Below are 18,858 nucleotides of genomic sequence, written 5' to 3' on the forward strand. Positions count from 1 at the left end.
GACGCGCAGGCCGGGGTGTGCTTGCCGCGCTGGCGGTTCTTGCTGGTCGGGCAGGCCCCCGGGCCCTCGGTGGGGGCCTGCCCCAAAGCGCTAGCCCAGCGCCGGGATTACGTGGTTGCCGTAGGCGTCGATCACCGCCTCGCGGGCGTCGTGCATGGCGTAGAGGGCGAACTGGTCGACGCCCAGCTCGCGTAGCCGCTCCAGCTTCTCTATGTGGGCGTCCGGCGGGCCCAGTACGCAGAAGCGGTCGACGACGGCGTCGGGGACGAAGGCCGTGTCGGGGTTGCCGACGCGGCCGTGGTGGGAGTAGTCGTAGCCCTGCCGCTGCTCGATGTAGGCGGTCAACTCCTCGGGGACCACAGCCGAATGCTCGCCGTAGCGGGCCACGAGGTCGGCGACGTGGTTGCCGACCATGCCGCCGAACCACCTCGACTGCTCACGGGCGTGGGCGAGCCCCGCCTCCGTTCCGTCGGTGACGTAGGCGGGCGCCGCCACACAGATGGTCACCTCCCCCGGATCGCGCCCCGCGTCCACGGCGGCGGTGCGCACCGCCTTGACCATCCACTCGGTGAGGAACGGATCGGCGAGTTGCAGGATGAAGCCGTCCGCCTCGCGCCCAGCGAGGGCCAGGGCCTTGGGTCCGTAGGCGGCCATCCACACCGGCAGCCTGCCGTCCTTGACCCAGGGCAGTCGCAGCGAGGTGCCGTCCACCGACACCTCGCGCCCCTCCGCGAGTTCGCGTATGACGTGCATCGCCTCGCTCAGCGTGGCCAGGGTGTTGGGTTTGCGGCCGGTGACCCGCATCGCCGAGTCGCCGCGGCCGATCCCGCACACCGTGCGGTTGCCGTACATCTCGTTCAGGGTGGCGAAGGTCGCGGCGCTGACCTCCCAGGCACGGGTGGCCGGGTTGGTGACCATGGGCCCGACGATCAGCCGCTCGGTGTGCTCCAGCACCCGGCTGTGGATGACGTAGGGCTCCTGCCACAGCACGGTGGAATCGAAGGTCCAACCGTAGCGGAAGCCGTTGTGCTCGGCGCGGCGCATCAGTTCGACCACCGCCGATCCGGGCGGATCGGTCTGCAGGACCAGTCCGAAGTCCATCTGCCCTCCCTAGTGTCCCGTCAGGTACTGGCACAGGCCGCGCGGCTGGTACTGGCCGTGCCCCGCCCGCCCCACGTAGGTGCGGGCGTCGATGACCAACTCGCCGCGTGACAGCACGGTTTCGACCCGCCCGGTGACCCGTTTGCCCTCGTAGGCGGAGTAGTCGACGTTCATGTGGTGGGTCTCGGCGGAGATGACCTGCTCGGCGTGCGGGTCGTAGACCACGACGTCGGCGTCGGCGCCGGGCGACAGGGAGCCCTTGCGCGGGTAGAGGCCGAACATCCGCGCCGGGGTGGCGCAGGCCAGTTCGATCCAGCGGCGGCGGCTCAACTTCCCCTCCACCACGGCCTGGTGGAGTAGGTCCATCCGGTTCTCCACGCCGGGAAGGCCGTTGGGGATCCTGGAGAAGTCACCGCGGCCCAGCTCCTTCTGCCCGTTGAAGCAGAACGGGCAGTGGTCGGTGGAGACCACCGACAGGTCGTCGGTGCGCAGCGCCCGCCACAGCGCGGCCTGGTGCTCCACCGGGCGCAGCGGCGTGGAGCAGACGTACTTGGCGCCCTCGAAGTCCGGCTTGGCCAGGTCGTCGGTGGACAGGAAGAGGTACTGCGGACAGGTCTCGCCGAAGACGTCGAGCCCCAGGTCTCGCGCGTGTGCCAGCTCGGTGACGGCCTCGGCGGCGGAGACGTGCACGACGTACAGCGGCGCTCCGGCGACCCGGGCGAGCTGGATGGCGCGGTGCGTTGCCTCGGCCTCCAGCAGCGCCCTGCGGACCTCCCCGTGGTAGCGCGGATCGGTCTGCCCGGCCGCCAGCGCCTGCTCCACCAGCACGTCGATGGCGATGCCGTTCTCGGCGTGCATCATGATCAGCCCGCCGTTGCCCGAGGCGCGCTGCATGGCCCGCAGGATCTTTCCGTCGTCGCTGTAGAACACCCCGGGATACGCCATGAACAGCTTGAACGAGGTGCAGCCCTCCTCCACGAGGAGGTCCATCTCCTTCAGGGTGTGCTCGTTGACGTCGGCGAGGATCATGTGGAAGCCGTAGTCGATGGCGCACTGCCCGTCGGCCTTGGCGTGCCAGGCGTCGAGTCCCTCGCGCAGCGAGTGGCCGACGCTCTGCAGCGCGAAGTCGATGACGGTGGTGGTGCCGCCCCATGCGGCGGCGCGGGTCCCGGTGGCGAAGGTGTCAGAGGCGAAGGTTCCGCCGAACGGCATCTCCATATGGGTGTGCGCGTCAACTCCCCCCGGAATGACGTACTTTCCGGTGGCGTCGATCGTGCGGTCGGCGGTCCATCCGGCCGCGGCGCCGCTGCCGTGCGCGGCCAGCGCCGCGATCCTGGAACCCTCGATGAGGACGTCGGCGTGCACCTCGTCGGCCGCGGTGATCACCAGTCCGCCGCGGATCACGGTACGTTCGGTACGGGTCATGGCGTTGCCCTCCCCTCTCGCAGTCCCGCCAGCGCGGTGCGCAGCGCGTCCTCCAGGATTCCGGCGCCCTCCTCGGCCTCGGCGACCGTGAGGGTGAGTGGCGGTGCGATGCGCAGGACATTGCCCTCGCGACCGCCCTTGCCGACCAGCAGTCCGCCTTCCCTGGCGGCCTCCAGAACCGCGGCGGCGGCCCGCGGCGAGGGCTCGTCGGTGCCGGGTTCCACCAGTTCCACGCCGAGCATCAGGCCCCGGCCGCGTACCTCCCGTACCAGGGGTGAGGTGGCGGCGATCGAGCTGAGCCGGGCGGCCAGCAGTCCGCCGATCCGCCGGGCGTTGCCCTGGAGGTCGTGCTCCAGCAGGTAGGTGAGGTTGGCGAGCGCGCCCGCGGTGGTGACCGGGCTGCCGCCGAACGTCGAAATGGAGTTGGCGGTGAGGCAGTTCATCACGTCCGCGCGGGCGACCACACCGCCCATGGACAGTCCGTTGCCGATGCCCTTGGCGAAGGTGAGGATGTCCGGCGGCCCCGACCGGGCGTGCGCCTGCCAGCCCCAGAAGTGCTCTCCGGTGCGCCCCCAGCCGGTCTGCACCTCGTCGGTGATCCACAGGATGCCGCGTGGGGCGAGGACCTCGCGGAACGCGGCGAGCAGTCCGTCCGGCGGGGTGGTGAACCCGCCCACGCCCTGGATGGGTTCGGCGATCAGCGCCGCGACCGAGCCGTTGGCCTGCCCGAGGACGTCCTCCAGGTCGGCCACGCACGCGGCGGTGAACTCGGCGTCGGTGAGATGGGCGTAGGGGCCGCGGCTGCGGACGCCGCCGTGCACGTACAGCGTTTGCAGCGGTGACAGGCTCGTCGGTGACCAGGCGGTGTTGCCGGTGATGCCGATGGCGGAGAAGGAACGGCCGTGGTAGCTGTTGCGCAGCGCCAGCACCTGGTTGGAGCGGGTGTACGTGGTGGCCAGCAGCAGCGCGGTGTCGTTGGCCTCGGTGCCGGAGGTGGTGAAGAAGACCCTGGCGTCCGGGATACCGGACAACCGGGCGATACGCTCGGCGAGTTCGACCGCGGAGCGGTTCAGGTACAGCGTGGAGGAGTGCAGGATCCTCGCGGCCTGGTCGCTCACCGCCCGGGTGACTTCGGGCAGGGCGTGCGCGGTCATGGTGGTGAGGATGCCGCCGAAGAAGTCGAGGTACCTGTTTCCTTCCGCGTCCCAGACGTGGCGGCCCTCGCCGTGGGTGATCTCGATCGGCTGCTGGTAGTACGTGGTGAGCCAGTCCGGCATGACGGCGCGGTGACGGGCGTGCAGGGTGGCGTGGCTTCCGGGTGCGGAGGTTTCGGTCATGGCCGTCATAACGATCACGGCTCCACAAGGTCGCCGTAGGCGTCGGGCCGGCGGTCTCGGTAGAACGCCCACTGCTGCCTGACCTCGTCGATCATCGCGAAGTCGAGGTCTCGGACGACCAGTTCCTCCTCCTTGTCGCTGGCGGTGTCGCCGACGAACTGGCCGCGCGGGTCCACGAAGTAGGACGTGCCGTAGAAGTCGTTGTCGCCGTAGCTCTCCTGTCCGACGCGGTTGATGGCGGCGACGAAGTACTCGTTGGCGACCGCGGCGGCGGGCTGCTCCAACTGCCACAGGTAGGCGGAGAGTCCGCGCGAGGTGGCGGACGGGTTGTAGACGAGTTGCGCCCCGGCCAGGCCCAGCGCCCGCCAGCCCTCGGGAAAGTGCCGGTCGTAGCAGATGTAGACGCCGATCCGGCCGACCGCGGTGTCGAAGACCGGCCAGCCGAGGTTGCCCGGCTTGAAGTAGTACTTCTCCCAGAAGCCCTTGACCTGCGGGATGTGGTGCTTGCGGTACTTGCCGAGGACGGTGCCGTCGGCGTCGATGACGGCGGCGGTGTTGTAGTAGAAACCGGACCGCTCGACCTCGAAGACGGGGACGACGATCACCATGCCGGTCTCGCGGGCGAGTGCGGACATCCGGCGGATGGTGGGGCCGTCGGGGACCGGCTCGGCCCAGCGGTAGTGCTCGGGCTCCTGCACCTGGCAGAAGTACGGGGCGTTGAAGACTTCCTGGAAGCCGATCACCTTGGCACCCTGGGCGGCGGCCGCGCGGGCGTGCGCCTCGTGCTTGGCGATCATCGATTCGGTGTCACCGGTCCAGGTCGCCTGAACCAGTGCGGCGCGTACAACTGTGGCCATCGGACAGCTCCTTTGACGCGACGTCACGCCGTATCTACGCACGTAGATCGCGGCTGAGAGGACGACGGTATGAGCCCTTGGCTCTCCGTGGCAAGACCACTGCGCGGGAAAGGAAGCCTCCCGGGGGGCGCGGCCCCCGAACCCCTTCGGGAACCCGCGCCCCCGAGCCCCCCGCGGGCTCCGCCCCCAGAGTGAAGCCCGCCGGAGACGATCAACAGGCAGACTTGCAAGTTTGCCTGTTGATTGTTTACCGTGCGGGCATGACGGAAAAGGCAGCGTGCCCCACAGCCGGCGACGCCGCCGCGGCGACGGAACTGTCCGTCGCCGTGGGCCAGTTGATGCGACGGCTGCGGGCGGAATCCCCCGAAGGGGCGCTCACCCCGACGCAGCGGTCGGTGATGGGGCGGCTGGACCGGGACGGACCGGCCACCACCGCCGCGCTGGCGCGCGCGGAACGCGTTCGTCCGCAATCCATGCGGATGACCCTCGGCGCGCTGGAGGAGCAGGGCATAGTGACCCGCTCCCCGCACCCCACGGACGGCCGCCAGGTGGTCTTCTCCCTCACCCCGGACGGCCGCAAGGGCCTGACCTCGGTGCGGCACGCCAAGGAGACCTGGCTCGCCGAGGCCATCGCCAACGCTCTCGACACCGCGGAGCGGCGCACCCTGACCGAGGCCATCGCGCTGCTGAAGCGGCTGGCCGAGTCGTGATACGCGTAGGGGCCCGCTCCGCGGCGGCCCGCTCGGGCACCGGTGAACACGCCGGATTCGGGCGGAAGTTCATCACTCCGCTGCTGCTCGGATCCGTGCTGAACCCGGTCAACTCGACCATGATCGCGACCGCGTTGGCGGCCGTCGGCACCGATCTGCACGTGGGCGCCGCGCAGACCGCCTGGCTGATGGCCTCGCTTTATCTGGCCAGCGCCATCGGCCAACCTTTGATGGGCCGGTTCGCCGACCTGCTCGGGCCGCGCCGCGTCTTCCTGGTCAGCCTGGTGCTGGTGTGCGCCGCGGGCGCGGTCGGCGCCCTCGCGCCCAGCCTCGGCTGGCTGGTGGCCTCCCGGGTGCTGCTGGGCTTCGGCACCTCGGCCGCGTACCCGGCGGCGATGGCGCTGCTGCGCGCGGAGTCCGAGCGGCTCGGTCAGGAGACGCCGCGCACCGTGCTCGGGCTGCTGTCACTGGCCGGGCTGTCCAGCGCGGCGGTCGGTCCGGTGCTCGGTGGAGTGCTGACGGCCAGCCTCGGGTGGCGCGCGATCTTCGCGGTGAACATCCCGCTGTCGCTGCTCGCGCTGGTCCTGGCGGCGCTGTGGCTGCCGGGCGGCAGGCCCGGGGGGCCGTCGCGGACCACGGCGAGGATCGATCCGCTGGGCATCGCCCTGTTCGGTGCCGTGCTCACCACCACCACGGTGTTCCTGATGCGAATCGACCACCCCCGGTGGCTGCTGCTGCCGGTGCTCGTGGTGCTCGGCGCGCTGCTCACCTGGTGGGAGCTGCGCCGTACCGTCCCGTTCCTCGACCTGCGCATGCTGACCCGCAACCGTGCGCTGGCCACCACCTACCTACGGCACTGCGTCGCGTACCTGATCATCTACTGCGTGATGTACGGCTATTCGCAGTGGCTGGAGGAGGCTCATGGCGTCTCGGTGTTCGACGCCGGGCTGGTGATGCTGCCGATGTCGGTGGCCGCCGCCGTCTGCTCGCTGCTGGGCGCCCGTACCAAGGGAGTTCGGGCCCAGCTCACGCTGGCCGCGGCGCTGCTCGCGGTGGGCAGCGCGGGGCTGCTGCTGGCCGGGCGGCACACCCCGCTGGCGGCCGTGCTGCTGATCGGCGCGGTGTTCGGCCTGCCGCAGGGGCTGACCTCCACCGGCAACCAGGCCGCCGTCTACGCGCAGGCGCCGCCCGGCGGCACCGGCGCCGCGGCCGGACTGCAACGCACCGCGCAGTACCTCGGCGCGATCGCCGCGTCCAGCCTGATCGGCCTGTTCTACGGGTCGCGGGCGACCGACGCCGGGCTGCACGGCATGGCCGCCACCGCGGGCGTGCTGAGCCTGGTGCTCCTCGTACTGACCATCGCCGACCGGGCGCTGCGCCCCAGGCGCCGTTGACCCGGTCATCGCCAACCGCACACGACAACGCACGGAAGTAGGCACCACCCATGCCAGCAACAGCACTCGACCCCCGGACCGCGCTCGTCCTGATCGACCTCCAGAAGGGCATCGTCGGCCTGCCCACCGTCCACCCCAGCACCGAGGTCGTCGAGCGCGGCGCGCGGTTGGCGGCGGCGTTCCGCGCCAGGGACCTGCCGGTCGTCCTGGTGAACGTCGCGGGCCGGGCGCCGGGCCGTACCGAGATGCCGCAGCCGGACCGTGAACTGCCCGCCGACTGGGCCGAGTTGGTCCCGGGTCTGGACCGGCAGCCCGGGGACATCACCGTCACCAAGCAGCAGTGGGGCGCGTTCCACGGCACCAACCTCGACCTGGAGCTGCGCCGCCGCGGCGTGACGCAGATCGTGCTGGCCGGTATCGCCACCAGCATCGGTGTGGAGTCCACGGCGCGTGCCGCCCACGAGCACGGCTACCACGTGACCGTCGCGACGGACGCCGTGACCGACATGAACGCGGACGCCCACCACAACAGCCTGGAGCGGATCTTCCCCATGCTGGGCGAGACGGACACCACGGACGCGATCGTCAAGCTGTTGGGCTGACGGACGGGTTCGGGGTGGGGCCTTCCCCACCCCGAACCCACATGCTGCCGGGATGCCCCGGCCAGGCGTGTCGCGGGCACGATGGTCCGCATGGTGCACAGGACTCGATGCGCGCGAGCGGCCGCGGCCGTGACGCTGTTGGCGGTGGGTGCCGCCGTGCTCCCGGCGGGCTCGGCGAGCGCCGCGGAGCCCCTGGACGGGGTGTGGCGGATGGACGGCTACGGCACCGTGCTCAGCGTGGCACACGGCCGGCTCCGCGCGTTCCAGACGACGGCGGTCAGCTGCCTTCCGGGCGAGGTGGCCGAGCGGTCCGGCCCGACCGCCCGGGACGGCTCGGTCACGTACACGACGTCCCACAAGGACGTCTACACCGTTCGGCCGTCGGACCTGCCGGACAGCGCGGCGTTGCGGGTGGCCGGATCCCCCGGCGAGCGCGGCCTGCGGCGGATCGGTGCGCTGCCCGCCGCGTGCGCGCACAGGGCTCCGTCGGATCCCGTGACGGTGTTCGAGACGTTCTGGCGGACCTTCGCGGAGAACTACCCGTTCTTCGCCGCCAAGGGCGTCAACTGGCAGGAGACGTACGGCCGTTACCGCCCCCGGGTCAACGCGACCACCTCCGACGGCCAACTCTTCACCGTCCTGCGGGACATGGTCGCACCGCTGAACGACGCGCATGTCCATCTGTACGACGGAGGCGCGCGGTACTTCGGCCAGGGGCGGCCGGGAACGGTGGTACCGGGCCCGGCGCTCGACGCCAGGGTGAAGGCGTACGTCAAGGACCGCGACCTGCGCGGGCGGCCGCTACGGGAGTTCGCGGGCGGCCGGATCGGCTACGCCGATCTGCCCGACGGCCTGGGGTATCTGCGCGTCTCCGGTTTCGGTGGCTACAGCGCCGACCGCGACGACCCGTACACCGCCGACGAGCAGGCACTGGACCGGGCGCTGGACACGGTGTTCAGCGCCGAGCGGACCCGGGCCCTCAAGGGGTTGGTCATCGATCTGCGGGTCAACGGCGGCGGCTACGACGAACTGGGTCTGCGCATCGCCTCCCGGCTGACGGACCGCCCCTACCTCGCGTACGCCAAGCGCCACCGGGACGACCCCGGCGACCCGGGCCGGTTCAGCCGACCGCAGCCGATCACCGTGCGCCCGGCCGGCGCCCCGCGCTACACCGGCCCGCTGGCCGTACTGATGGGAGGGTCGACCGTCAGCGCCGGGGAGACCTTCACCCAGGCGCTGATCGGCCGACCCGGCAGGACGGTGCGGATCGGCGAGAACACCCAGGGGGTCTTCTCCGACGTGCTGGACCGCGACCTGCCGAACGGCTGGACCTTCGGACTGCCCAACGAGGAGTTCCTGACCCGTGACGGGCGGACCTTCGACGGCCAGGGCATTCCACCGGACATCCGGGAGCCGGTCTTCACCGCCGGGGAGTTCGGCCACCGCCGCGACTCGGCGTTCGACGCGGCGGTGGCGCTGCTCGGCGGGCGTGGCTGACCTACGCCGTGCCCGCCGGGTGGACGACCATGGCCGAGCCGCCGCCGCGCCGTACCGTCTCGGCGGCGGCGATCCACCGGCCGTCCGGCAGCCGCTGGACGCCGGTGGCCGCGCCGATCTCCGGGTTGAGGGTGAAGTGATGGCCGATCTTCTCCAGCTCACCGCGCAGCGGGCTGTTGTACAGACCGGGCTCCAACTCGGTGGCGGCGGCGTTGCGTTGGCTGGCGCGCGGCGCGGCGATGGCGTCCACCAGCGGCAGCCCGCGGTCCACATGGCCGAGCAGCACCTGGAGCACGGTGGTGATGATGGTCGCGCCACCGGGCGAGCCGATCGCGAAGTCCGGCCTGCCGTCCTTGAGCACGATCGTCGGCGAGATCGAGGAGCGCGGACGCTTGCCGGGACCCGGCAGGTTCGGGTCGGGGACGGCCGGGTTGGCCGGGGTGAAGTCGAAGTCGGTGAGCTCGTTGTTGAGCAGGAAGCCACGGCCGGGCACCACGATGCCGCTGCCGCCGGTCTGCTCGATGGTGAGGGTGTACTCGACGACGTCGCCCCACCTGTCGGCCACCGTCAAGTTGGTGGTGTTCTGGCCCTCGTACGTGGTGGGTACGGGGGCGCCGCCGTGGGCGCAGCCCGACGACGGATGACGGGGGTCGCCGGGCGGCAGCGGGCTGCTGAGGACCGCGCCGGGCCTGATCAGGCAGGCGCGCGAGTCGGCGAACCGCTGTGAGGTCAGGCCGCGGGTGGGCACGTTGACGTATGCCGGGTCACCGACCCAGCGGCCCCGGTCGGCGAACGCGACCCGGCTGGCCTCGATGAAGTGGTGCAGGTACTGCGCCGGGCTCATGCCGGACAGGTCGTACCGCTGGAGGATGTTCAGGGCCTCGCCCATCGTGGTGCCGCCCGAGGAGGACGGCGCGATCCCGTACACGTCTCGGCCGCGGTACGTGACGTGCGTCGGCTGCCGGTACCGCACCGCGTACGCCGCCAGGTCCGCGGCGCTCAGCCGGCCGGGCCGCACCCTGCGGGTGGCGGTCGGGCTCACCGGCGGCTTGCGGACGGTGCTGACGATGTCGGCGCCGATGTCGCCGCGGTAGAGGGCGCCCAGGCCGCGCCGGGCCAACTCCCGGTAGGTGCGGGCCAGATCGGGGTTGGTGAAGGTCGAGCCGACCTCCGGCGGTTTGCCGCCCGGCAGGAACAGCTTGGCGGTGGCCGGGAAGTCGGCGAACCGTGCCTGGTTGTCGGCGGTCTGCTGGCGGAACGTCTTGTCCACGGTGAAGCCGTGCTCGGCGAGGCGTTCGGCCGGGGCGAGCGACTGGGCGAGCGAGCGGGTCCCCCAGCGGTCGAGGGCGGCCTGCCAGGTGGCGGGGGTGCCGGGGGCGCCGACGGACAGGCCGCTGGTGACCGCCTGGTCGAACGGCAGCGGCTTGCCGTTCTCCAGGAACAGGCCGCTGTTCGCGGTGTGCGGTGCGGTCTCCCGGCCGTCGATGGTCGATATTCGGTGGGTCCTGGCGTCGTAGTAGACAAGGTAGCCGCCACCGCCGATACCGGCCGAGTACGGCTCGGTCACCCCGAGCGCGGCGGCGGTGGCCACGGCCGCGTCCACCGCGTTGCCGCCGTGCCGCAGGACGTCGATGCCGACCGCGGAGGCGTTGGCGTCCACGCTGGAGACGGCGCCGCCGTAGCCGACCGCCACCGGTGACTTCTCCGGGACCGCGGTGGGGGTTCCGGCCGCGGCCGGTGAGCCCGCGGCGAGTGCGGCGACCACGGCGCCGGTGGCGGCAAGTGCCGTGATCCGGCGGCGGGTTGTCGATCCTGCGGCAGGACCCATGCGTACCTCCAAGCGAACGACAGGGCCGGGAGCCTACCGGCGGGACGGGAGTGACGACAGGGGGCCAGGGCCGCCTCGATGATGTTTCGTCCGGCTGTAACGTTCCGCGTCCGGCGTCAGCCGGCCATCGCGATGACCAGCCACATGAACCCGGTACCGGCGACCGTGCACAGCAGCGTGGACAACGAGGGATGCGGGCTGTGCGCCTCGGGCAGGATGTCGGAGGTGGCGAGGTAGCACAGGAATCCGGCGAAGAAGCCCAGGTACAGCCCGAGTACGCCGCGCGGGATGGTGAACGCCAGGGTGGTGGCGGCGCCCACCACGGGCGCCACGGCATCGCAGCCGAGCAGCGCGAAGGTCCGGCGGCGGTCGCTCCCGTGCAGCCAGGTCACCGTGTAGGTGTTGAAGCCGTCCGCGAAGTCATGCGCGATGACGGCGAACGCGACCACCGCGCCGACGGTCGCCCCGGCCTGGAAGGCCGCGCCGATGGCGAAGCCGTCCATGACGCTGTGGGCGATCAGGGCGCTCGCCGCGACGATACCGAGGGCCTGGGGCGGCGCACGGTCGTGCCGGTGCGGGTGGGTGTGTGCGGCGTACTCGCCCTCGTGGGCGCGGTGGATGGCGACCGCGCGCTCCACGGTGTGGATGGCGAGGAAGCCGCCGACGAACAGCAGCAGCGCCGCGGGCACCCCGAACACGTGCGCCGGTCGGGCGGAGAGGGCTTCGGGCAGCAGGTCGAAGCCGACCGCGCCCAGCATCAGCCCGGCGGCGAGCCCCAGGACGAGATGGCGGCGGTCCCCGATACGGTGCGCCACCGCGCCGCCGAGCAGGGTCGTCAAGAACGCGCCCACCGCGACCACTACTGCCATGGGGTCATGATCCGGCCGTTGTGGGGCGTCGGCGCTCGGGCTTGGGCCGTATGGGCGGCGCGGCGCCGACCGCTACTCACGCGTAGCCAGCGGGGCGCCCTGGCATGGCGCGCGAGTGGCGTACCGCGCCGCCCTCACCGGGTCAGTCGAAGACGCGCGACGCGAGGGTGGCCCGCTCCTCCTGCGGGATGGAGGTCCAACGGGTGCCGCGGATGGCGCCTTCGAGGGCGAAGAGGGTGTGGCCGCGGGCGTCCTCCGGCAGCTCCGCGCTGATCTTGGCGTACGCCGCCTCCGCGCCGAGCCGGCGCAGCTCCGCCGCGTCGCACACCCCGGCTTCGCGCAGCCGGTCGGCGAGGATCGCACCGATGTTGGGGAGTTTCTCCAGGGATTCCATGTCGTATCTCCCGGTCTGGGTGGTTCGCGGGGTCCCTTCCGCCATGATGCCCGGCTCCGGGCCCGATCCTGTGGATGCGGGGCCGTCCTGACGTCCGATCCGGCGGTCTTGTCGGGCGTCCGGGAGTACGGCAGCGTACGGGCCACGGTGATCACGAATGGTCACGGATGATCAGGAGAGGGTGATCCGATGGCACGGACCAGACGATGGCGGTCACTTGACGGCGGGCGACTGCCGACCGTTTGGCGCCCGTTGGCCGCGCTCGGCGCCGCGGCGGCGCTGGCGCTCAGCGGGTTGGGCGCGCCCGCCTCGGCCGCGGCGGCGCCGCGTTCGAACCCGGCGGTGGACTACCAGGATCCGGTGTCCGCCCTGCCCCCGGTCAGCCGCCCGAACACCCGGCACTGCACGGTGGAGGTGATGCGCCATGACTTCGGCAACAACCTCACCGACCCGCCCTACGGCACCACCGTCACCCCGCCCACCCGTTGCGCGGGCCCCTGGACCAAGGTCGTCATGGACTGGTCGGGCAGCGTCAAGGGCCGCCAGTACGACCGGCTCGCCGGGGTGTGGCTGGGGGGCGCGGAGATCTTCCGCACCAGTACCGCCGAGCCCGACGAGGACGGCATCAACTGGCACGTCGACAAGGACATCACCGAGTTCGCCCCGCTGCTGAGGAGCCCCCAGCAGCTCCAGGTGGAACTGGGCAACGTTGTCAACTCGACATACACCGGCGTCTACCACATGCGGCTGAGCTTCACCTACTACCTGGCCGACGCCCGGCACCCCGCCGCCCGTACCGCCGACCGGGTGATACCGGTGGCCAGGCACGATCCGAAGACCGCGCCCTGGTTCGAGCTGGGCAAGGGCCAGTCGGCGACCGCCTCGGTGGCGTTCCCGACCAATCTGACCCGGGCCCGGCTGGAGCTGTACGCGCGCGGTGGGGGCTGCGACGAGCAGTGGTTCACCGCCGTACCGGACGACCTGGCCAAGACGGCGCCCGACTACCTGTGCGGGGGCGGCCCGTACCGTGAGGTCCTGGTCTCGGTGGACGGCCGCCCGGCGGGTCTGGCGCAGCCGTACCCCGTGGTGTATTCGGGCGGCATCGTGCCCACGCTGTGGCGGCCGATCCCGGCCATCGACCAGTTCCGCACCGAGGCGTACGACATCGACCTGACGCCGTTCGCCGGTCAACTCGCCGACGGAAGGCCGCACTCGCTGACCATCACCCCGTATGCCGCCAACGACACCTGGACGGTGGGCGGTTCGCTGTTCGTGGACACCGACCACGGTCGGGCCCGCACCGGCGGCGCGGTCACCGCGGACTCACTGGGCGCGGCTCCCCGGGTCGCCACCGCGGAGACCAAGCGGGCGGACGGCGGTACGGATGTCGCGGTGGACGTACACCGCGACTGGTCGATCAGTGGATATGTCGACACCTCCCATGGGCGGGTGGCCACCACCGTGGAACAGCACCTCGGGTACCGCAACACCGACGCGGTCTCCGTGACCGGCCAGCGGCAGGTGGTGCACCAGCGGGACACCGGGAGCACGACGGTGCGCACCGCTGGCCCCGGCAGCGACCAGCAGACCGTGCGGCACTCCTGGGCCTACCCCATCGACGTGGACAGCGATGCGGTCTCCAACGTCGACTACAACAACTACGACCTGCGGGCGACGGTGGCACAGGGGCGCGCTGAGACGGACGCGGTGCGGGCCGGGCGCGGCGGCTGGCACACCACGGCCGACGTGAACGACCGGCTCACCGCCACCGGGGAACTCGCGCGCAAGAACGGCGCGGTGCTCACGGCGGACGGCACGTCCACCGAGCGCTACCGGGAGTTCGACGACTCCGGATTCTGCTACGACCGGGAGGTGCGCGCGGCGCATGGGTGGATCACCTCGGACACGGGTGGCGCCCGGGCGCGGTGCTCGCGGCCGTAGGCCGCTGACGGACGATGCGGCGCGCCCGGCCGCACCCCCGTGGCTACTCGCCGCCGCGGCGGAGGGAACCCGCCGTCGCGGCGGCGAGCCACCCCATGACGTGGGGCCCACGGGCGAGCTCCGCGTTCGGCGGGGTCAGTGGCCCTCCGCCGCCTCCGCGTGGACCTGGGCCAGTTCCGGCGTTCCGCCGCTCGCCCAGGCGTGTCCCGCGGCGACCACGTCGATCTCCCGGCCGGAGGCCAACCGCACCACCGGGTGGCCGTTCGGCCAGATCTGCCAGACGGCGCCGGGCACGCCGCGCACGATGACCGTGCCGAGGTACAGCCCGGCGTCGTTGCCGAGCCAGGAGAGGTTGTCCGGGTCGTCCCGCCACTGCGGCGGAAGCTGGTCCAGAGCCGCCAACGAGGCTGCGGTGTCGTCGAGTTCGACCCCGGCCGCCGACGCCTGCTCACGCAGCAGCTCGCACTCCGCGAGCAGTTCCGCGACCCCCTCCTGGTCGACGGCGCCCGGCGCCGTCACGGACACACCGCGCGCGGTGCCGTGCCGCTTGCGCCATTTGTCGAAGAACGAGATCTCCATACCGACAGACTGGCACCGCCCGCCCGCCGCACGGCGTCGGACGCGGCGATCAGATACGAACGCTGTACGCCTTGCGCAGCGTCTCGTGCACCGTCCACGTCGTCCGGTCGCCCTCGCGCAGCACACACACATCGCCCGGTCCGACCTCGAAGACCGGGCCGTCCACGACCTCGATCGTGGCCCGGCCGCCGATCACCACGAACATCTCGTCGGCCTCGGTGTCGGTGACCACTCCCGGGGTGATCTGCCAGATGCCGTGCGCCCGGGTGCCGTCCGCCGACTCCCACAGGACCGCGCCGGTCACCTCGGGGCTGCCCGAGACGATCTGCGCCGGATCGAGCGGTTCCGGCGACAACTCGGCGTCGGCGATGTGCAGGGCGAAGCTGGGCACGAGTTGGCGGCCCGGGTCATTGACGGTCATGGCCGGTGAGCGTACGCGGGTCGGCCGGGGCACCGGGGCGGCACAGTGTGTGCGCTCCGCGGCCCGGCCGTACAGGTCGTAAAGCGGTTACAGCTCCAGGTCCACCACGACCGGGGCGTGGTCGGAGGCGCCCTTGCCCTTGCGCTCCTCGCGGTCCACGTAGGCGTCGCCGACCGCCTTCGCGAAGGGCACGTTGCCGTAGACCAGGTCGATGCGCATGCCCTTGTTCTTGGGGAAGCCCAGCTCCCGGTAGTCCCAGTAGGTGAACGGCCGGTCGTACTTCAGCGGGCGCGGTACCACGTCGGACAGCCCGGACTCGCGCAGCGCGGCCAGCGCGGCGCGCTCCGCCGGGGTCACATGGGTCAGCCCCTCGAAGACGGAAGGATCCCATACGTCGTCGTCGGTGGGCGCCACGTTGTAGTCGCCGAGGACGGCGAACGGCCGGTCCCCGGCGGCGTCCTCGGCGACGGCCTGCCGCAGCGCGTCGAACCAGCGCAGCTTGTAGTTGTAGTGGTCATGGCCGACCTCGCGGCCGTTGGGCACGTACACCGACCACACCCGCACCGCACCGCAGGTGGCCGCCACCGCTCGCGGCTCCTGGGCGCCGTCGTACTCCGGGCCGTCGGGCAGGCCGACCACCACCTCGTCCAGCCCGACCCTGGACAGCACCGCGACGCCGTTCCACCGGCCGGTCGCGTTGACCGCCGCCTCGTAGCCCAGCTCACGTAGCTGGTCGTACGGGAACTGCTCGGCCGCGCACTTGGTCTCCTGTATGCACAGCACGTCCGTGCCGCTGCTCTCCAGCCAGGCCAGCAGCCGCGGCAGGCGGGCGGTGATCGAGTTGACGTTCCAGGTCGCGATGCGCAGTGACATGTCCCGCAATCTACCGCCCGCCACCGACAGCCGGACGGCTACGCCAGTTCCACGCTCTCCCCCGGGGCGATCCTGCGGTGCTCCGCCTCGCCGATACCGGGGCCGGACGGGCCCAGCAGGGTGTTGTAGATGCCGTGCCCGTTGTCGCTCAGCAGGCCGTCGTGGATAGAGAACGCCCGGCGCGGTGCGACCTCGCGCACGTAGTCGATGATCTCGGACACCTTGTTCCACGGAGCGTGCACCGGCAGCATCAACGTGGCCACGCCCTTGTCCGGCACGGTGAGCGCGTCGCCGGGGTGGAACAGCGAACCGTCCACCAGGAAGCCGATGTTGGTGATCCTGGGCCGGTCGGGATGGATCACCGCGTGCAGTTCGCCGTGCACCTCGATGTCGAAGCCCGCCGCGCTGAAGGTGTCGCCGTTGCCCACCGTGCGCACCCGGCCGGGGAAGGCTGGGGCGATCTGGTCGGCGACGCTGCGCAGGGTCCAGATCTCGGCGGCCGGGTTGGCGTCCAGCGCGGCCCGCAGCCGACCCTCGTCGAAGTGGTCCGGATGCTCGTGGGTCACCAGGACCGCGTCCGCGCCGACCGCCGCGTCCGCCTCGCTGAAGTTGCCGGGGTCGATGACCAGGGTCTGCCCGCCCTTCTCCAGCCGGACGCAGGCGTGCCCCTTCTTGGTCAGCTTCATGGTTGTCTCCCCTACCAGGCCGTCCCGGGAACCGTTTCCCCAACATCATTTCACCGGGGCGGCGTCCCACCACTGCTGTGGCGGGGCGCGCCGATCCGGGTATCCGGCGAGCCCCTCAGCCGTGCAGCTGGGCGACCTCCCGGATGACCCGCTGGGCCACCGCGAAGGCCGAGTTGGCCGTGGGGACGCCGCAGTAGACGGCGGTCTGCATCAGCACCTCCTTGATCTCGGCGGGCGACAGCCCGTTGCGCAGCGCGGCGCGGACGTGGAAGGCCAGCTCGTCCAGATGGCCGCCGGCGACGAGCGCGGTCAGGGTGATGCAGCTTCGGGTCTTGCGGTCGAGCCCCGGCCGGGACCAGATCTCGCCCCAGGCGTAGCGGGTGATGAAGTCCTGGAAGTCCGCGGTGAGTTCGTCGGCGTTGGCCGCGGCCTGGTCCACGTGCGCGTCGCCCAGCACCTCACGGCGGATCCTCATCCCCTCGTCGTACGGGTCGGGACGCTGCGGGGGCGCGGCGGCGGGCGGCTCGGGTACGACGCTGGGCGCGGCGGTCGGCGTGACCGTCGGTACGACGGGCGGCGGGACGGTGGGCGGAACGGCCACCGGCGGCGGGGGCACCGGCGCCGCGAACGGCGGGGTGATCACCTGCGGCGGTGCCGGGGCGGCGGTCGGATGCGGCGCCGTCGGCTCGACGGGCGGCCGGAACGGCGGTTGGGTGGGCGCGGGACGGTCCAGCCAGGCGGTGGAGAAGTGCCGCACCACCAGATCGGTGAACGCCCTCGGCTGCTCCACCGCGACCAGGTGGGAGGCACCGGGGACCACGGCGAGCCGGGCGTCGTGGATGCCGGCGACCAGCGCGCGGGCCTCGGCGGGCGGTGTGGCGTGGTCCTCGGCACCGGCCACGACCAGCGTGGGCACGGCGATTTCGGCGAGTTCGGCCCGTACGTCGTGGGTGGCGAGTGCCTCGCAGGCGGCGATGTAGCACTCGGCGTCGGTGGTGCGCACCATCTGCACGCCCCACTCGACGATGGACGCCTGTGCGGCGCGGAAGGCCGGGGTGAACCAGCGCTCCGGGGTGGTCTGGGCGATCTGGGCGAGCCCGCCGGACCGGACCACGACCCCGCGCTGCCGCCAGCCGTCGGGAGTGTCGAAGCGTGCCGCCGAGGAGACCAGGACCAGCGAGGAGACCCGGCACGGGCTGCGCAGCGCCAGGTCGAGGCCGACGGCGCCGCCGATCGAGCAGCCCACGTAGCCGAACCGTTCGATGCCGAGGTCGTCGAGGGTGGCGAGCAGCCGGTCGGCCAGCTCGCTGATGGAGGACGCGGGTTCCGCGGGCGCGCCACCGTGTCCCGGCAGATCGAAGCGGAGCACCCGCCAGTGCGCGGTCAGCTCGGGTATCTGCCGGTCCCACATGTGCCATGTGGTGCCTAGAGCTGGCCCCAAGACCAGAACCGGGGCGTGTTCTGGCCCGTCAAAGCGGTATTGCAGGTGTTCGGTCGCTGTCGTGCTCACCAGGCCACGCTCCCACATCTCACATTTTCTCAAGGCGGGGGGTCGGGGACGCTCGCCAGACCTTCCCATGCCTCCACCGCCCCACGCAGATCCTCCACGTCCGGCTTGACGTACCACTTCTTGGTCGTCTTGACGTTGGTGTGCCCTGCCCACCGGGCCAGGACGTGATCCGGGGCACCGCTGCCTGCGAGGTACGTGAAGCGGAAGCGCGGGCATCGTACAAGCGGACCCTGCGAAGGGGTCATACCGCCGTGCGGCCGCCGTCCACGGCCAGGTGGGCGCCCTGGACGAAGCTGGCGGCGTCGCTGGCCAGGTAGGCGATGGCCTCGGCGATCTCCTCCGGTTCGGCCGCGGGGACCTGTGCGGCCACGGCGTCCATCGCCTCGCTCATGCCCTCCATTCCCTCGGTGCGGGTCGGGCCCGGCACGACGGTGTTGACGCGGACGCCGCGCGGGCCGTACTCGGCGGCCCACGCCCGGGTGAGCTGGTTCAGCGCCGCCTTGCTCGATCCGTACAGCGCCAGTCCCGAGATGCCGTAATCGGCCGCCATGGTGCTCACGTTGACGATCGCCCCGCCGCCGCGCTCGGCCATGGTCGGCGCCAGCGCCCCGACCAGGTAGAAGGGGGCCTTCACGTTCAGGTCGTAGACGGCGTCCACCTCGGTCGGTGTCGCCTCCTCGGTCGGACCGCCGGGGTAGACACCCGCGTTGTTGACGGGGATGTCAACCCGGCCGCCGCCCAGCTCGGAAGCCTCCCGGGCCAGCCGCCGCACCGCCTCCGCGGCGCGAAGGTCGGCGGCGAACGGGTTACTGCTCGCTGGCCTGCGGTTCCTGG

General features: G+C 71.8%; 18 protein-coding genes. 5 read left to right on the top strand and 13 right to left on the bottom strand.

The window, feature by feature from the left end; translation table 11 throughout:
* Positions 1 to 90: 90 nt before the first annotated feature.
* The 4 genes from P3G67_RS25670 to P3G67_RS25685 are packed head-to-tail and all read right to left on the bottom strand — an operon-like array spanning position 91 to position 4,720.
* Positions 91 to 1,101: a TIGR03842 family LLM class F420-dependent oxidoreductase gene (locus P3G67_RS25670; RefSeq protein WP_276095608.1), complete on the bottom strand. Its 1,011-nt coding sequence runs from the start codon at positions 1,099 to 1,101 to the stop codon at positions 91 to 93.
* Between the two features lie 9 nt (positions 1,102 to 1,110).
* Positions 1,111 to 2,526: a dihydropyrimidinase gene (gene hydA, locus P3G67_RS25675; RefSeq protein ID WP_276095609.1), complete on the bottom strand. Its 1,416-nt coding sequence runs from the start codon at positions 2,524 to 2,526 to the stop codon at positions 1,111 to 1,113.
* On the bottom strand, positions 2,523 to 3,872 hold the full coding sequence (locus P3G67_RS25680; protein WP_276095610.1) for an aspartate aminotransferase family protein: 1,350 nt from the start codon (positions 3,870 to 3,872) through the stop codon (positions 2,523 to 2,525). The genes hydA and P3G67_RS25680 overlap by 4 nt, the downstream gene beginning before the upstream one ends.
* Before the next feature lie 5 nt (positions 3,873 to 3,877).
* Positions 3,878 to 4,720, bottom strand: a complete 843-nt coding sequence (locus tag P3G67_RS25685) for a nitrilase-related carbon-nitrogen hydrolase (protein WP_269858786.1) — start codon at positions 4,718 to 4,720, stop codon at positions 3,878 to 3,880.
* Positions 4,721 to 4,980: 260 nt separating this feature from the next.
* Between P3G67_RS25685 and P3G67_RS25690 the strand changes: the two genes are divergently transcribed.
* The 4 genes from P3G67_RS25690 to P3G67_RS25705 all read left to right on the top strand — a co-directional run bounded on the left by P3G67_RS25690 (position 4,981) and on the right by P3G67_RS25705 (position 8,923).
* Positions 4,981 to 5,430 carry a MarR family winged helix-turn-helix transcriptional regulator gene (locus P3G67_RS25690; protein WP_276095611.1) on the top strand — a complete coding sequence of 150 codons (450 nt, stop codon included), beginning with the start codon at positions 4,981 to 4,983 and terminating at the stop codon, positions 5,428 to 5,430.
* Positions 5,427 to 6,824, top strand: a complete 1,398-nt coding sequence (locus P3G67_RS25695) for an MFS transporter (protein ID WP_276095612.1) — start codon at positions 5,427 to 5,429, stop codon at positions 6,822 to 6,824. Before P3G67_RS25690 ends, P3G67_RS25695 begins: the two co-directional genes overlap by 4 nt.
* Before the next feature lie 50 nt (positions 6,825 to 6,874).
* On the top strand, positions 6,875 to 7,426 hold the full coding sequence (locus tag P3G67_RS25700) for an isochorismatase family protein (protein ID WP_276095613.1): 552 nt from the start codon (positions 6,875 to 6,877) through the stop codon (positions 7,424 to 7,426).
* A 90-nt stretch (positions 7,427 to 7,516) separates the two neighbouring features.
* Positions 7,517 to 8,923, top strand: coding sequence for a S41 family peptidase (locus P3G67_RS25705; protein WP_276095614.1), 1,407 nt, complete (start codon positions 7,517 to 7,519; stop codon positions 8,921 to 8,923).
* A gap of 1 nt (position 8,924) precedes the next feature.
* On the opposite strand, the gene ggt is transcribed toward P3G67_RS25705, so the two are convergent.
* The 3 genes from ggt to P3G67_RS25720 form a co-directional block, all read right to left on the bottom strand.
* Complete coding sequence (gene ggt / locus P3G67_RS25710; protein WP_276095615.1) at positions 8,925 to 10,751, bottom strand: gamma-glutamyltransferase; 1,827 nt, start codon at positions 10,749 to 10,751, stop codon at positions 8,925 to 8,927.
* 116 nt (positions 10,752 to 10,867) lie between these two features.
* Positions 10,868 to 11,620 carry a ZIP family metal transporter gene (locus tag P3G67_RS25715; protein ID WP_276095616.1) on the bottom strand — a complete coding sequence of 251 codons (753 nt, stop codon included), beginning with the start codon at positions 11,618 to 11,620 and terminating at the stop codon, positions 10,868 to 10,870.
* 142 nt (positions 11,621 to 11,762) lie between these two features.
* Positions 11,763 to 12,014, bottom strand: a complete 252-nt coding sequence (locus P3G67_RS25720; protein WP_255927905.1) for a TfoX/Sxy family DNA transformation protein — start codon at positions 12,012 to 12,014, stop codon at positions 11,763 to 11,765.
* 189 nt (positions 12,015 to 12,203) lie between these two features.
* Here P3G67_RS25720 and P3G67_RS25725 point away from each other — a divergent pair, with 189 nt between their 5' ends.
* The gene (locus P3G67_RS25725) at positions 12,204 to 13,955 is read left to right on the top strand and encodes a peptide-N4-asparagine amidase (protein WP_276095617.1); all 1,752 of its coding nucleotides are present in this window, start codon (positions 12,204 to 12,206) and stop codon (positions 13,953 to 13,955) included.
* Positions 13,956 to 14,090: 135 nt separating this feature from the next.
* On the opposite strand, the gene P3G67_RS25730 is transcribed toward P3G67_RS25725, so the two are convergent.
* The 6 genes from P3G67_RS25730 to P3G67_RS25755 form a co-directional block, all read right to left on the bottom strand.
* Entirely contained in the window at positions 14,091 to 14,534 is a 444-nt protein-coding gene (locus P3G67_RS25730; protein ID WP_269858794.1) for a DUF6278 family protein, read from the bottom strand.
* Between the two features lie 49 nt (positions 14,535 to 14,583).
* Positions 14,584 to 14,955, bottom strand: a complete 372-nt coding sequence (locus P3G67_RS25735) for a cupin domain-containing protein (protein ID WP_276095618.1) — start codon at positions 14,953 to 14,955, stop codon at positions 14,584 to 14,586.
* 87 nt (positions 14,956 to 15,042) lie between these two features.
* Positions 15,043 to 15,822 (bottom strand): exodeoxyribonuclease III, encoded by a 780-nt coding sequence (locus P3G67_RS25740; protein ID WP_269858827.1) that lies wholly within the window; start codon positions 15,820 to 15,822, stop codon positions 15,043 to 15,045.
* Between the two features lie 44 nt (positions 15,823 to 15,866).
* Entirely contained in the window at positions 15,867 to 16,514 is a 648-nt protein-coding gene (locus P3G67_RS25745) for an MBL fold metallo-hydrolase (protein ID WP_276095619.1), read from the bottom strand.
* Positions 16,515 to 16,629: 115 nt separating this feature from the next.
* Entirely contained in the window at positions 16,630 to 18,042 is a 1,413-nt protein-coding gene (gene pcaDC / locus P3G67_RS25750) for a bifunctional 3-oxoadipate enol-lactonase/4-carboxymuconolactone decarboxylase PcaDC (RefSeq protein WP_276095620.1), read from the bottom strand.
* 223 nt (positions 18,043 to 18,265) lie between these two features.
* Positions 18,266 to 18,796 (bottom strand): SDR family NAD(P)-dependent oxidoreductase, encoded by a 531-nt coding sequence (locus P3G67_RS25755; RefSeq protein WP_449343259.1) that lies wholly within the window; start codon positions 18,794 to 18,796, stop codon positions 18,266 to 18,268.
* Between the last annotated feature and the right edge of the window lie 62 nt (positions 18,797 to 18,858).

The sequence above is a fragment of the Streptomyces silvisoli genome (genome assembly GCF_029269905.1).
In the GTDB taxonomy this organism is placed as follows: domain Bacteria; phylum Actinomycetota; class Actinomycetes; order Streptomycetales; family Streptomycetaceae; genus Streptantibioticus_A; species Streptantibioticus_A silvisoli_A.

Excerpts from the sequence above, each read along its gene's own strand:
- hydA (WP_276095609.1), bottom strand. The coding sequence starts at position 2,526 with ATGACCCGTACCGAACGTACCGTGATCCGCGGCGGACTGGTGATCACC.
- P3G67_RS25685 (WP_269858786.1), bottom strand. The coding sequence starts at position 4,720 with ATGGCCACAGTTGTACGCGCCGCACTGGTTCAGGCGACCTGGACCGGT.
- P3G67_RS25725 (WP_276095617.1), top strand. The coding sequence starts at position 12,204 with ATGGCACGGACCAGACGATGGCGGTCACTTGACGGCGGGCGACTGCCG.
- P3G67_RS25690 (WP_276095611.1), top strand. The coding sequence starts at position 4,981 with ATGACGGAAAAGGCAGCGTGCCCCACAGCCGGCGACGCCGCCGCGGCG.
- P3G67_RS25680 (WP_276095610.1), bottom strand. The coding sequence starts at position 3,872 with ATGACGGCCATGACCGAAACCTCCGCACCCGGAAGCCACGCCACCCTG.
- pcaDC (WP_276095620.1), bottom strand. The coding sequence starts at position 18,042 with ATGTGGGAGCGTGGCCTGGTGAGCACGACAGCGACCGAACACCTGCAA.
- P3G67_RS25735 (WP_276095618.1), bottom strand. The coding sequence starts at position 14,955 with ATGACCGTCAATGACCCGGGCCGCCAACTCGTGCCCAGCTTCGCCCTG.
- ggt (WP_276095615.1), bottom strand. The coding sequence starts at position 10,751 with ATGGGTCCTGCCGCAGGATCGACAACCCGCCGCCGGATCACGGCACTT.
- P3G67_RS25700 (WP_276095613.1), top strand. The coding sequence starts at position 6,875 with ATGCCAGCAACAGCACTCGACCCCCGGACCGCGCTCGTCCTGATCGAC.
- P3G67_RS25720 (WP_255927905.1), bottom strand. The coding sequence starts at position 12,014 with ATGGAATCCCTGGAGAAACTCCCCAACATCGGTGCGATCCTCGCCGAC.
- P3G67_RS25730 (WP_269858794.1), bottom strand. The coding sequence starts at position 14,534 with ATGGAGATCTCGTTCTTCGACAAATGGCGCAAGCGGCACGGCACCGCG.
- P3G67_RS25715 (WP_276095616.1), bottom strand. The coding sequence starts at position 11,620 with ATGGCAGTAGTGGTCGCGGTGGGCGCGTTCTTGACGACCCTGCTCGGC.
- P3G67_RS25670 (WP_276095608.1), bottom strand. The coding sequence starts at position 1,101 with ATGGACTTCGGACTGGTCCTGCAGACCGATCCGCCCGGATCGGCGGTG.
- P3G67_RS25705 (WP_276095614.1), top strand. The coding sequence starts at position 7,517 with ATGGTGCACAGGACTCGATGCGCGCGAGCGGCCGCGGCCGTGACGCTG.
- P3G67_RS25745 (WP_276095619.1), bottom strand. The coding sequence starts at position 16,514 with ATGAAGCTGACCAAGAAGGGGCACGCCTGCGTCCGGCTGGAGAAGGGC.